This window comes from Phenylobacterium sp., assembly GCF_022402485.1.
In the GTDB taxonomy this organism is placed as follows: Bacteria; Pseudomonadota; Alphaproteobacteria; order Caulobacterales; family Caulobacteraceae; genus Phenylobacterium.
Window position 1 is genome coordinate 100757 of sequence record NZ_JAKRSA010000024.1, and the last position, 11885, is coordinate 112641.

The window sequence follows — 11885 nt, forward strand, 5'->3', positions numbered from 1 at the left end:
TTCAGCTCCCAGAGGCCGCCAAAGCGGCAGAGCTTACAATGACCCCGGAATTCCATCGTATCCGCCGCCTCCCGCCCTACGTCCTCGAGGAGGTCAACCGCATCAAGGCGCGTCTTCGCGCCGAGGGCACAGACATCATCGACTTCGGGATGGGCAATCCCGACATGCCGACGCCCAAGCATATCGTCGAGAAGATGATCGAGACCGCCCGCGATCCCAAGGCGGGGCGTTACTCCGCCTCCAAGGGGATTGTCGGTCTGCGCCGCGCCATGGCCGGCTACTACAAGCGGCGCTTTGACGTCGACCTCAATCCCGACACCGAGGTGATCGCAACCCTGGGGTCCAAGGAGGGTTTTGCCAATCTGGCCCAGGCCGTAACCGCGCCCGGCGATGTGATCATCTGCCCGAACCCCGCCTATCCGATCCATGCCTATGGGTTCATCATGGCGGGCGGTGTGATCCGTCATGTGCCAGCTCACTCGCCAGAGGAGTATCTGGCCGGGGTATCCCGGGCGGTGAAGCATTCGGCACCCCCGCCCACCGTGCTGATCCTGTCCTATCCCTCCAACCCGACCGCCCAGTGCGTCGACCTGGAGTTCTACAAGGACGCCATCGCCCTGGCGCGGAAGCATGATCTGCTTGTGATTTCCGACATCGCCTATTCGGAGATCTATTTCGACGACAATCCGCCGCCCTCGGTTCTGCAGGTTGAAGGTGCCAAAGAGATCGCTGTCGAGGTCAACTCCCTATCCAAGACCTATGCCATGGCCGGTTGGCGGGTCGGGATGGTGGTGGGCAATGCGCGGATCTGCAGCGCCTTGGCCCGGGTCAAATCCTATCTCGATTACGGGGCCTACACGCCGATCCAGGTGGCCGCGGCGACGGCCTTGAACGGCCCGCAGGACTGCGTGGCGGAGATCCGCGCCATCTATAAGTCCCGCCGTGATGTGCTTGTGGACTCCATGAAGAGGGCAGGCTGGGATATTCCCTCGCCAGACGCCTCGATGTTCGCCTGGGCACCGGTGCCCGACAAGTTCAAGGAGGTTGGTGCCCTGGTCTTCTCCAAGCTGCTTATCGAGGAGGCTGGCGTCGCTGTCGCCCCGGGCGTGGGCTTTGGAGAATATGGCGAGGGCTTTGTTCGGGTCGGGCTGGTGGAGAATGAACATCGCATTCGCCAGGCCGCCCGTAATGTGAAGAAGTTCCTGGGGAATGCCGACGAGATCCTCGCACGGGCCCATAACTCGGTGGGCGGCTGATGGGGTCTCGCAACTGGCGCGTCGGCGTCGCAGGCCTGGGTACCGTCGGGGCCGGACTACTGAGCTTTCTCAGCGCCCGTCCGGATTTCGCACCGGCGGGCGGGCTGGTCACCGTCACCGGCGTTTCGGCCCGCTCGCGCAGCCGACCGCGTCCTTTTGATATCTCCAGCCTGAACTGGTTCGACGACCCGGTGGCGCTGGCGCAGTCGCCGGACGTGGACCTGTTCGTTGAGCTGATCGGCGGGTCAGACGGCCCGGCCAAGGCGGCGGTCGAGGCGGCACTCAAGGCGGGTAAGCCTGTGGTGACCGCCAATAAGGCGCTGATCGCAGAGCATGGGGCAGAACTGGCTCTGCTGGCCGAGACGGCGGGGGTTCCGCTGTTGTTCGAGGCGGCGGTCATGGGGGGCACGCCGGCGGTAAAGGTGGTCCGCGAGGCCATGGTCGGCGATGACATCGGCAGCATCTCCGGCATCTTGAATGGCACCTGCAACTTCATCCTGACCGAGATGGAGCAAGGCGGGCGGGCCTTTGCCGAAGTGCTCGCCGAAGCCCAACGCCTGGGCTACGCGGAGGCTGATCCGACCATGGATGTGGGCGGCTTTGATGCGGCCCACAAGATCACCATCCTGGCGGCCCTGGCCTTCAACTGCGCCCCGGATTTCGCCGCCTGTGAAGTGAGCGGCGTTGACCAGGTGGAACTGCTCGATATCCGGATGGCCAAGGATCTCGGATATCGCATCAAGCTGATCGCTTCGGCCGATCGCAGCGATGAGGGGGTTTCTGTTCGGGTGCATCCGTCTTTGGTGCCCCTGTCTCATCCCCTGGCCCAGGCCGGCGGGGCGCTTAATGCCCTGTTCATCGAGGGCCAGCGGCTGGGTCGTATCTTTATTCAGGGCGCTGGCGCTGGCTCCGGTCCCACCGCAGCAGCCGTGGCCGCCGACATTGCCGATGTCATGACCCAGGCCGTTCGTCCGGTGTTCCAGCGTCCGGCTCAGAATCTCGTCCCTTGTCCCGCGGTGGACCGCGGGCGCAACGTCGTGCGCGCCTATCTGCGCCTTCTGGTCAAGGACGAGCCTGGCGTCATCGCTGCCGTGTCCGAGACCCTGGCCGAGGCGGGGGTTTCTATCGAGAGCTTCCTGCAGAAGCCGGTGGAAGACACCGAGGGGGTGCCCATCGTGCTCACCACCCACGCCGTGCCTGAGGCCGTGCTGTCAAAGGCGGTAGAACGGATCGGACGCCACCCCGCCGTGATCCAGGCACCGCGACTGCTGCGAATCGCCCGGATATGAGACTTCCTGGAGACTGATGGCCCCGCGGGGCCAGGACGGAGACCGACATGAGCGCTGAGACCCTCGACCGCGGATTGGTGCTGGACTCGGTGCGGGTGACGGAGATCGCCGCGATCGCCGCCTGGAGCCTGGTGGGGCGAGGTGATGAACGGGCCGCCGACCAGGCGGCGGTAGACGCCATGCGCACCGCGCTCAATGACCTTGAGATCGACGGCGAGATCGTGATCGGGGAGGGCGAGCGCGACGAGGCCCCCATGCTCTATATCGGCGAAAAAGTGGGGCGGGGCGGTCCAGCCATGGACATCGCTCTGGACCCGCTGGAGGGGACCACCCTGACCGCCAAGGCGATGCCCAACGCCTTGACCGTCATGGCCTGGGCACCCAAGGGCAGTCTGTTGAACGCCCCCGACACCTATATGGATAAGATCGCCTGTGGGCCGGGCTATCCGCCGGGCCTGATCGATCTGGACGCCAGCCCCGCTGAAAACGTAAAGGCCCTGGCTCGGGTTCGCGGCGTTGACGCCAGTCAGATCACTGTCTGTGTGCTGGACCGACCGCGACATGGCGAGATCATTGCCAGCCTGCGCGAAGCTGGCGCGCGGGTGCACTTGATTACCGACGGGGACGTGGCGGGTGTGATCAACACCGCCGATTCTGAAACCGGCATTGATCTTTATCTGGGGCAAGGGGGCGCCCCTGAGGGCGTGCTGGCCTGTGCGGCGCTCAAATGCGTGGGCGGGCAGTTCCAGGGCCGGCTGGTGTTTCGAAATTCTGATGAGCGGATGCGGGCCGAACGCTGTGGCATCACTGAGCTCGACAAGAAGTACGACCTCCATGAGATGGTCCGGGCCGACGCCATCTTCGCTGCGACCGGTGTCACCAAGGGCGTGATGCTGGACGGCGTAAGGCTGAAGAACGGCTTTGTGCACACCCATTCGATGGTCATGAATTCATTCACCCGCACTGTTCGGGAAGTGCGGATGAAGCGACCGGTGTGACCATGGCCGATGGTGCCGGCGTGTTGGGCTATCTGGATGTTGACCGCTCGTTGAGCGGTAGGCTTTGGCGGGCGCGGCCAGCCGACCCCGCCCTTGTCCGGGCCCATCAGCTGACCCTGGGGCTGGATGAGCCCATGGCGCGTGCCCTGGCGGCCCGGGGTATCACGGCTGAAGCTGCCGGTGCCTATCTGCAGCCAACCTTGAAGGCGTTGTTTCCCGATCCGTCGGCTTTTGCCGACATGGACAAGGCCGCGAGGATCCTGGTGGACGCCCTTCTGGCGGACAGGGCCGTCGTGGTGTTCGCCGACTATGACGTGGACGGCGCGTCCAGCGCGGCGCTCCTGGTCCGTTGGTTCGCCGCCATGGGCAAGGTCCTGAGTATCTATGTCCCCGACCGGGTTGCCGAGGGCTATGGCCCGTCGCCGGCCGCCTTCCGTCGATTGCGGGATGAGGGCGCAGACCTGGTGGTCACCGTGGACTGTGGCGCGGCGGCGGTCGATGCGATCGCCTGCGCGGCTGAGATCGGCCTCGACGTGGTGGTGGTGGACCATCACCTGATGCGCGACGAGGTTCCGGTCTGCGCGGCCCTGGTCAATCCCAACCGTCCCGACTGTACCTCAGGCCAGGGGGTGCTGGCGGCTGCCGGTGTGACCTTTGTCCTGCTAGCGGCGCTGAACCGGGAGGCGCGTTCGCGGGGCTTGTTTACCGCGCAGGCCGAGCCTGACCTGCGGCAGTGGCTTGACCTGGCGGCCATGGGGGCGGTCTGCGACGTCACACAGCTGGTTGGCTTCAACCGAGCGCTCACCGCCCAGGGGCTTAAGGTGATGTCGAGCTGGGGTAATCCCGGGCTGAAGGCGCTTTTGGAGACCGCTGGGGCCAAGGGACCTGCGACGACATTCCACGCAGGTTTCGTGCTTGGGCCGCGGATCAATGCTGGGGGCCGGATCGGTCGCTCGGATCTTGGGGCGCGGCTGCTCTCGACAGATGATCCAGATGAGGCGCGAAAGATTGCCCTGGAATTGGACGCTCTGAATGCGTCGCGGCGGGAAGTTGAGGCCGAAGTCCTTGAAGCCGCCGTACGGATTGTCGAGCGGGAGAGCAACTTTGCAGACCAGCCGCTGTTGTTGGTCGCCGCCGACGACTGGCACCCCGGGGTGATTGGGATCGTCGCCGGGCGGCTGCGGGAGCGCTATCGCAAGCCGACCCTGGTGATCGGCATCGACCGCGCTGCCGATGTGGGCAAGGGGTCAGGTCGCTCGCAGCCGGGGGTCAATCTCGGGCGGGCGGTTCAGGGGGCCTTTGAGGCGGGCCTGCTGCTGGCGGGCGGCGGCCATGCCATGGCGGCTGGCCTGTCAGTGCGCCCAGGACTGTTGCCGGAATTGCGAGATTTTCTTTGCGCCCAGCTCGAGGTGGAGGCTGAGGCCGCCAGCGAGGCCGACGCCCTGGATATTGACGCCCTGATCACGGCGGCAGGAGCTGATCGGGGTCTGCTGGAGTCTTTTCAACGCCTGGCACCTTTTGGGCCGGGAAATCCCGAGCCCCTGTTTGCCCTGGCTGAGGTCCGTGTGGAGCGTCCAATAATGCTGCGGGGTGGTCACGTCCGCTGCACGCTCACAGACCGCTCTGGGGGGCGCCTGAAGGCCGTGGCGTGGCGGGCGGAAGAGACCGAGCTGGGCCGTCGGCTGATGGGCGGTGGCGGGGCGCTTCACGTTGTCGGCCGTCTGAAGGCGGATGATTGGAATGGACGCCAGGGGGTGGAGCTGGAGATCGACGACATCGCTGACCCCCGTCGCAAAAACGTCTAGGCTGCGGGTTGCGTGGGGCAGGGAAGGCAGATATAGAGCCGCCCTCCGCGTCGAGTGGTCCCTTCGTCTATCGGTTAGGACGCCAGGTTTTCAACCTGGAGAGAGGGGTTCGACTCCCCTAGGGACTGCCACGCGGGGCCTTCCATCAAATTTTGGATCTGAGCCGCGTTCCGAGGCGGCGACCTGTCCCGTAGCCTGAGTTTGCGCTCGGTTCCGGTTGTCGGTCGTCACCCCGCATTGCGTGACGGCCCTGACCTTGCTGGTGCCAGATAAGCGGCCTGCCAGCACACCTGTCTCCAGATTGCGGCCTATGTGACTGGGTCTGAGCCCTTCATGCACTGACAGATATGCCTGACAAGTCGGCGTTTTCATCGTGGCCAAGCATGTTCAGCCAAATGGTTATTGACGGCTCTCCTGTTACGAGAACAGTGTTATAACTGGCGCGGTTCTGTGGATCGAGAGTGACCGGGTCAGAGGGGCTCATGTCTGGTTACGATTTTCAGGATGCTGGCGCCGACGAGGCTGTACGCATCAGTGGTCGCGTGAAGTGGTTCGACGCCGGTAAGGGCTATGGTTTCGTCGTTCCCGATGATCCCAGCCAAACCGATCTGAAGGATGTGCTGCTGCACGTCACGTCCCTGCGAGACTCCGGCCATGAGAGCGCCCTGGAGGGGGCTGTCATCGTCTGTGACGCCATTCGCCGGCCCAAGGGCTGGCAGGTGTCTGAGGTGCTCGAGCTTGACGAAAGTGCGGCACCGCCGCCCGAACCCCGTCGCAGCCGCGACGAAGGGCGTCGTGAAGCCCCAGATCGTGGTCATGAACGCAGTGAGTCCTTTCCCCGCCCTCGTCGCCCGGTGCTGGCCGGCGGGCCTCTGGAGCGGGCGAAGGTCAAGTGGTTCAACCGGTCCAAAGGCTATGGCTTTGTGGTCCGAGAGACCCACCCCGGTGACATCTTCGTTCATATCGAAACCCTGCGCCGGGCAGGGCTAGAAGATCTCCAGCCTGGTGACGATGTGCGGGTCCGGTTCGCAGAGGGCCCGAAAGGCCTTGTTGTGGCCGAGATCGAGCCGATAGGTCTGGCCTAAGACCACCTTTATCCCCGATCTTCCGGAGCGGGGCGTCAGGGGCGTCCTAGACCTCAAGTTTGCCGGAGATGTCTCTTGTCCAGTTCCCTCGTCCACCGGCGCGCCATGCTGGCCGGCATCGCCGCCCTGGCCGCCCCTGGCACTTTGCGCGCCAAAACCCCGGTGGCCTTGGAGCCCCTGGAGATCCTCACAGGTCGAGGTCCGGTCCGGTTCCAGGTGGAGATCGCTGATAATGACGCGACCCGTGCCCAGGGCCTGATGTATCGCAAGTCCCTGGCTCCGGACCGGGGGATGCTGTTTGATTTTCACACCCCGCGTCCGGTCGCCTTCTGGATGCGCAACACCTACATCTCCCTGGACATGATTTTCATTCGGGCCGACGGGCGCATCTTGTCCATTGCGCGCAACACCGTGCCCCTCTCGGAAGAAGGTGTGCCGTCTGGTGGCCCCGTCCGAGCGGTTCTTGAGCTGATCGGCGGCCGGGCGGCGCAAATCGGTGCCCTGCCGGGAGACCGCGTGATTCACCGGATCTTCCCCCGTGGATGAGCCGACTGAGTCGATCCCCGCACCGCCCGAGGGATTTGTGCGCTCTGAAGGCCGTGGTGCCTATTCCGGCCACAACGGTCCCTATTTCCACCGCGCCGTGCCGGGCGAGACGACGGAGCAGGCCTTCTTCGCCCTGCCACGCCATGCCAACGGCCTAGGGCTGGTTCATGGAGGGATGCTGACCAGCTTCCTGGATGGCTTGATGGGCGCAGCCGTGTTCCGCGCTGCCCGTCGCCCGGGTGTGACCATCCATCTGTCGGTGGACTTTCTGCACATGGGGCGGGTGGGGGAGTGGGTCATGGGCGAGTCCCAAGTCACCCGGCTCACCAAAGAGGTCGCCTTTGTGGAGGGCCGAGTCTATGTGGGCCGCCGGGACGTGGTGCGGGGGTCGGGTGTCTTTAAACTGATGCATCGCCGGGACTGATCGTAGAGGCTCACATTGCGGCGCAGCGCCTTGCGTGGCATGAGACGGCCGTTGTTGGCGTCCGTCTCGGGGCGTAGCGCAGCCTGGTAGCGCATCTGCTTTGGGAGCAGAGGGTCGCGTGTTCGAATCACGCCGCCCCGACCAGACGCCGACATCGGGCCTGACGCTCTATCCCGGTCATGGGACAGGGGGTGGGTTTGGGTTTCGCCGTTGACGTCCGGCGATCAGGCGCAGGGTCGGTCCCCTGGCCGGATCCGGCGGTCACGATCGCCAAAGGGACAGCCACATGCTTGCGCGCATCCTTCGTCCGGCCAAGAACGCCATGCAGTCTGGCCGGGGCAAGTCCAAGGACTGGGTCCTGGAATTTGAACCCGCCAGCGCCCGTCGCCCGGACGCCCTGATGGGCTGGACTCAGACTGACGATACGCGCGGCCAGCTGCGTCTTTCCTTTGAGACCAAGGAGGAGGCCGTGGCCTATGCCGAGCAGAATGGCATCGCCTTCGAGGTCTATGATCCCAAGCCGGCCAAACGCATCATCAAGGCCTATGCCGATAACTTCGCCTTCGGCCGCAAGGTCCCCTGGACCCACTAGAGCCTGGCCTGAAGGCCTCAAGCCTCCCAAAGCGCCCTTAGCTCAACCGGATAGAGCATCCGCCTTCTAAGCGGACGGTTGCAGGTTCGAGTCCTGCAGGGCGCGCCAAATCCAGTTTATCTTGTTGTGCTGCGCTGGTCAGGGTCGTGAATTGGCCATGCGGTTGCAAGTTGCCATGCCCTCGACGGTGTGGTGGCCAGCATTCACTTTATCCGATAGACTATTCAGGATAATGTTTGCGAAGTGAGGCGCGTCATTATTACGGAAATCGAAGATTACTTTGCAAAGGGATGCGGCCGGTGCGCGCGGTTCGCCACGTCAAATTGCTCGACCCGAAGGTGGACCGCTGGCCTAGTTGAGTTGCGCCGCCTATGTCGTGAGGCGGGCTTAACTGAAGCGGTGAAGTGGGGCCACCCCTGCTATATGCACGCGGGCTGCAACATTGCGATCATCGGTGCCCTACGGGACGATTTTCGCCTTAGCTTTTTCAACGCAGCTTTGATGCATGACCCGCAGGGCGTTCTGGAACGGCAAGGCCCCAACACCCGCATCCCCGACATGTTTCGCTTCACCGATAGTGCGCAAGCGGCGGCCATGGCGGAGACGATTACGGCCTATCTGAAGGAGGCGATGGGCTACGCCGAAGCGGGCCTGCGCCCGCCAAAGGACCACAGCGAAATCGATCTGCCCGATGAACTTCTTGATGCTCTGGGGGCCGATTTGGAACTTGCCGAGGCTTTTCACCAGCTGTCGCCAGGACGCCGGAAGAGCTACGTCATCAACCTTTCTTCGGCGAAGACCTCAGCGACGCGCATTGCGCGGATCACAAAGTTCCGACCCAAAATTCTCGCCGGAAAAGGCGCCAACGAGCAGTAAGGGCGGTCAGCAACCGTTACGCACTACAGAGTGATGGCAAAAGCCACGACATGCCGGTTCCCAGCTTTATCCTCACCGGCGCACCAATTTGAGTTATGTTGTTCTCCGACTCCGGTGCTAGCCGCCACGGGCTCATGCCCTCATTCCATCACCGATGCACATCGCGGAGCCAAGAATGGACTGGGATGCCTTCTTCGCTGTTCATCGCGATCTGCCCCGGGAGGGGCCGGGGCTGGCTGAGGATGTTGCCTGGGTCGGGGGGCTGATCGGGATCTCGCCACAGGGCCAGGTGTGCGACGCCGGCTGCGGTCCTGGCGGCGATCTTGCGGCGCTACGACAACTCGTACCCCAAGGTCGGATAGATGGCTTCGAAACGGTGCCGCACTTCGTCGAAGCGGCGAGGAAGAGGTTCGCTGGCGACCCCTCGGTGCGGATCGTTGGAGAGAGCATGGAGGGCCTCAGCGGTCCCTATGATCTGATCTGGTCGGCTGGTGCGGTCTATTTCCTTGGCGTGGCGGGAGCGCTGAATACCTGGCGCGCAGCGTTGAGCGACCAAGGTGCCGTCGCGTTCAGCCATCCCTGCCTGTTCACCGATACACCGTCCGAAGCGGCGCTGGCCTTCTGGGAAGCAGAGCCAGGCGGCATCGAAACCGAGCAGACCACACGCGATGAGATCGCCGCCGTTGGTTGGCGGGTGCTCGCCGCTCGCCCCCTCTCGGATGCGGCCTGGGCTGCCTATTATGAACCGATGATGGCGCGCTGTGACGCCCTTGAGGCGGCGGGGGTGAGCGAGGCCGTGGCGGCCGCCATCGCCGCAGCCCGCAAGGAAGCGTCCGACTGGCGCGCGGTGGCGCACGAGACCGGCTATATGCTGTACGTCGTTCGCCCAGCCTGACCTTTGTGGCTTGATTTGCGTAAGTCCGGGGACCAGAGCCTGAGCAGATTTATCGTATCAGCCGGTGCATGGTCCGGTCTGTCTCCAGCTCAACCACCAGATCTGCCCCTTCGTGCAGGGTCGCCAGGATGTGGCGGGTGAGCCGTTCATAGAGCTGGATGAAGGCGGTGATCTGATCGGCGTCCATGGTGCGCTCAGGACCTTGACCGGTCGCCTGACGGCGGCGGCGCAGTTTGTCTTCCTGCTCCGTGCGCCAGGTCGCCACCACCTCAAAGCTGGGTGCCCGCAGCAGGGTGAGATGATCGATGCGTCCGAACAGGGTCTGATAAGGACCGGCCAGGGCGGCGTTCACATGGGAACGCCATGCCCCATTTGGATCCTCCTCCGCCTCTAGCCGGTTCACCGGCTTAAGCAACGCATCGGGGGGCTCAGGACTGGCCCCGACGCACCAGCCCTCCAGCAGGATCAGGTCGACAGGCCCCTGGACCTCTGGCCAGAGGTCTAGAGGAACGGGATCGTCCGTGGCCTTATCGAAACGGGGCAGGCGGGTAGGGCCAGGCTTCGACAGAGCCTCCAGCAGGGCCAGCCCCTGGGGGACATCGTGGGTGCCTGGCGGACCCCGGGTGACGAACAGGGGATGGATGTTGGCGGCGAGATCTAGCCTGCGCGCCCGGGGAAGATAGAGATCATCCAGAGAGAGCACGGCCACCCGTAGACCCCGTCGACGGAGCAGGCGCGCCACGACAGCGCACAGGGTGGACTTGCCCGACCCCTGGGCGCCACAGACACCGGCGACTAAGGGCTCCTGGCGGCCGGCGCTCATGGCTTGGAGTTGCAGAGCCAGCGGCTCAGCCACCTCGGAAATCGTAAGTCGGTAGGCCTCGGGCAGGACCTCGTCCTGAAGGAAGTCGGCGATCCAGTCTGGGGCCTGCGGCATCTAGGCTGCCGCGCCCCAGGCGGCAAAGCCTCTGAGAAGGTCAGCGATCAGGTCTTCCGGGTCCTCCAGCCCGACGTGCAGTCGGATCAAGGCACCGCCATAGGCGTCTGGTGCAAGCCTGTTGGCCAGCTGCGGGACACAGTCGATGGCGAGGCTCTCAAACCCGCCCCATGAAAAGCCAAGGCCAAACAGCTCAAGGGCGTCCAGAAAGGCCGCTGTGGCCGGGGGGCTGGCTGACTTCAAGGTGAAGGCGAACAGGCCACAGGCTCCGCTGAAGTCCCGCCGCCAGATCTCGCCACCAGGGGTGCCGGGCAGGGCTGGATGCAGGACGCTTGCGACCTCTGGCCGTTCGCTGAGCCAGGCGGCGATGCGTCGGGCTGACTGATCGTGTCGCGCCATGCGGGTCGGCAAGGTCCGCAGGCCCCGCAACATCTGATAGGCGTCGTCAGGGGAAACGGCCCAGCCGATGTCGAGCACCCCGGCGTCGAGGGCTTCGACGACCTTGGGATCCTTGGCCGCTGCCGACCCCATGAAGACGTCGGAATGGCCCCCGACATATTTGGTCAGGGCCTGAACGCTGATGTCGACCCCATGGTCTAAGGGTTTGAACAGCCATCCGGCGGCCCAGGTGTTGTCGATCAAGGTGAGGATGCCCCGCTGGCAGGCGGCCGCTGCAATGGCCGGAACATCCTGAAACTCCAGGCTGAGCGAGCCCGGCGATTCCAGCAGGATCAGGCGGGTGGACGGCCCGCAGATGGCCATCAGGGCCTCGGCGCCCAGCTGCGGCGGGAAGTAGCGGACCTGGATGCCAAACCGGCGCAGCACCCTGTCGCAGAAGCGCCGGGTAGGCTTGTAGACGCAGTCCACCACAAGGATCTCATCGCCAGCCTTCAAGACGGCCAGCAGGGCACCGGTGAGGGCGGCGAGCCCGGAAGGATAGAGCGTTACGCCCCTGGCATGCTCAAGCTCTGCCAGGGCCGAGATCAGCGCCTGATGCGCGGCCAGACCCTGGCGACCATAGGTGACCTGGGCGTCGTCATCATAAAGCGATGCGGCGTTGGGCAGCAGGACGGTTGAGCCGCGCTGGATTGGCGGCCCCACCGTGCGGGCCAGGGGCGTTTGCGCCAGACCTGAGTGAATCAGGCGGGTTTCTTCGGTCATGCGGGTTGACGTTCATGAGAC

Annotated in this window: 12 protein-coding genes and 3 tRNA genes; 13 read left to right on the forward strand and 2 right to left on the reverse strand. The window is 64.5% G+C overall.

Translation table 11 applies throughout. The features are described 5' to 3' along the window. The first annotated feature begins 38 nt into the window (after positions 1-38). The 13 genes from MH112_RS09540 to MH112_RS09600 all read left to right on the forward strand — a co-directional run bounded on the left by MH112_RS09540 (position 39) and on the right by MH112_RS09600 (position 9766). Positions 39-1256: an LL-diaminopimelate aminotransferase gene (locus MH112_RS09540; RefSeq protein WP_296567181.1), complete on the forward strand. Its 1218-nt coding sequence runs from the start codon at positions 39-41 to the stop codon at positions 1254-1256. Then, on the forward strand, positions 1256-2545 hold the full coding sequence (locus tag MH112_RS09545; RefSeq protein ID WP_296567023.1) for a homoserine dehydrogenase: 1290 nt from the start codon (positions 1256-1258) through the stop codon (positions 2543-2545). Before MH112_RS09540 ends, MH112_RS09545 begins: the two co-directional genes overlap by 1 nt. 47 nt (positions 2546-2592) lie before the next feature. Beyond that, positions 2593-3543, forward strand: a complete 951-nt coding sequence (glpX, locus tag MH112_RS09550) for a class II fructose-bisphosphatase (protein WP_296567026.1) — start codon at positions 2593-2595, stop codon at positions 3541-3543. 2 nt (positions 3544-3545) lie between these two features. Further along, positions 3546-5348: a single-stranded-DNA-specific exonuclease RecJ gene (recJ, locus tag MH112_RS09555; RefSeq protein WP_296567183.1), complete on the forward strand. Its 1803-nt coding sequence runs from the start codon at positions 3546-3548 to the stop codon at positions 5346-5348. Positions 5349-5404: 56 nt separating this feature from the next. Beyond that, positions 5405-5479 (forward strand) — tRNA-Glu (locus MH112_RS09560). Between the two features lie 351 nt (positions 5480-5830). Next, positions 5831-6433 carry a cold-shock protein gene (locus MH112_RS09565; protein ID WP_296567027.1) on the forward strand — a complete coding sequence of 201 codons (603 nt, stop codon included), beginning with the start codon at positions 5831-5833 and terminating at the stop codon, positions 6431-6433. A gap of 75 nt (positions 6434-6508) precedes the next feature. Continuing rightward, positions 6509-6979: a DUF192 domain-containing protein gene (locus MH112_RS09570; RefSeq protein ID WP_296567029.1), complete on the forward strand. Its 471-nt coding sequence runs from the start codon at positions 6509-6511 to the stop codon at positions 6977-6979. Beyond that, the gene (locus MH112_RS09575; RefSeq protein WP_296567032.1) at positions 6972-7403 is read left to right on the forward strand and encodes a PaaI family thioesterase; all 432 of its coding nucleotides are present in this window, start codon (positions 6972-6974) and stop codon (positions 7401-7403) included. Before MH112_RS09570 ends, MH112_RS09575 begins: the two co-directional genes overlap by 8 nt. Positions 7404-7470: 67 nt before the next feature. Continuing rightward, a tRNA-Pro gene (locus tag MH112_RS09580) sits at positions 7471-7547 on the forward strand. Between the two features lie 142 nt (positions 7548-7689). Then, positions 7690-7995, forward strand: a complete 306-nt coding sequence (locus MH112_RS09585; RefSeq protein ID WP_296567033.1) for an ETC complex I subunit — start codon at positions 7690-7692, stop codon at positions 7993-7995. Between the two features lie 31 nt (positions 7996-8026). Then, positions 8027-8103 (forward strand) — tRNA-Arg (locus tag MH112_RS09590). Between the two features lie 135 nt (positions 8104-8238). Then, on the forward strand, positions 8239-8871 hold the full coding sequence (locus MH112_RS09595) for a YdeI/OmpD-associated family protein (protein WP_296567035.1): 633 nt from the start codon (positions 8239-8241) through the stop codon (positions 8869-8871). Between the two features lie 175 nt (positions 8872-9046). Then, the gene (locus tag MH112_RS09600; RefSeq protein WP_296567037.1) at positions 9047-9766 is read left to right on the forward strand and encodes a class I SAM-dependent methyltransferase; all 720 of its coding nucleotides are present in this window, start codon (positions 9047-9049) and stop codon (positions 9764-9766) included. Between the two features lie 49 nt (positions 9767-9815). Here MH112_RS09600 and MH112_RS09605 read toward each other — a convergent pair whose 3' ends face one another. Then, positions 9816-10703 (reverse strand): kinase, encoded by an 888-nt coding sequence (locus MH112_RS09605; protein WP_296567039.1) that lies wholly within the window; start codon positions 10701-10703, stop codon positions 9816-9818. After that, entirely contained in the window at positions 10704-11864 is a 1161-nt protein-coding gene (metC, locus tag MH112_RS09610; protein WP_296567040.1) for a cystathionine beta-lyase, read from the reverse strand. Between the last annotated feature and the right edge of the window lie 21 nt (positions 11865-11885).

Bases quoted from the DNA above. Each gene is read 5' to 3' on its own strand.
- MH112_RS09545 (WP_296567023.1), top strand. From the start codon at position 1,256: ATGGGGTCTCGCAACTGGCGCGTCGGCGTCGCAGGCCTGGGTACCGTC.
- recJ (WP_296567183.1), top strand. From the start codon at position 3,546: ATGGCCGATGGTGCCGGCGTGTTGGGCTATCTGGATGTTGACCGCTCG.
- MH112_RS09605 (WP_296567039.1), bottom strand. From the start codon at position 10,703: ATGCCGCAGGCCCCAGACTGGATCGCCGACTTCCTTCAGGACGAGGTC.
- MH112_RS09540 (WP_296567181.1), top strand. From the start codon at position 39: ATGACCCCGGAATTCCATCGTATCCGCCGCCTCCCGCCCTACGTCCTC.
- MH112_RS09565 (WP_296567027.1), top strand. From the start codon at position 5,831: ATGTCTGGTTACGATTTTCAGGATGCTGGCGCCGACGAGGCTGTACGC.
- MH112_RS09600 (WP_296567037.1), top strand. From the start codon at position 9,047: ATGGACTGGGATGCCTTCTTCGCTGTTCATCGCGATCTGCCCCGGGAG.
- MH112_RS09585 (WP_296567033.1), top strand. From the start codon at position 7,690: ATGCTTGCGCGCATCCTTCGTCCGGCCAAGAACGCCATGCAGTCTGGC.
- metC (WP_296567040.1), bottom strand. From the start codon at position 11,864: ATGACCGAAGAAACCCGCCTGATTCACTCAGGTCTGGCGCAAACGCCC.
- glpX (WP_296567026.1), top strand. From the start codon at position 2,593: ATGAGCGCTGAGACCCTCGACCGCGGATTGGTGCTGGACTCGGTGCGG.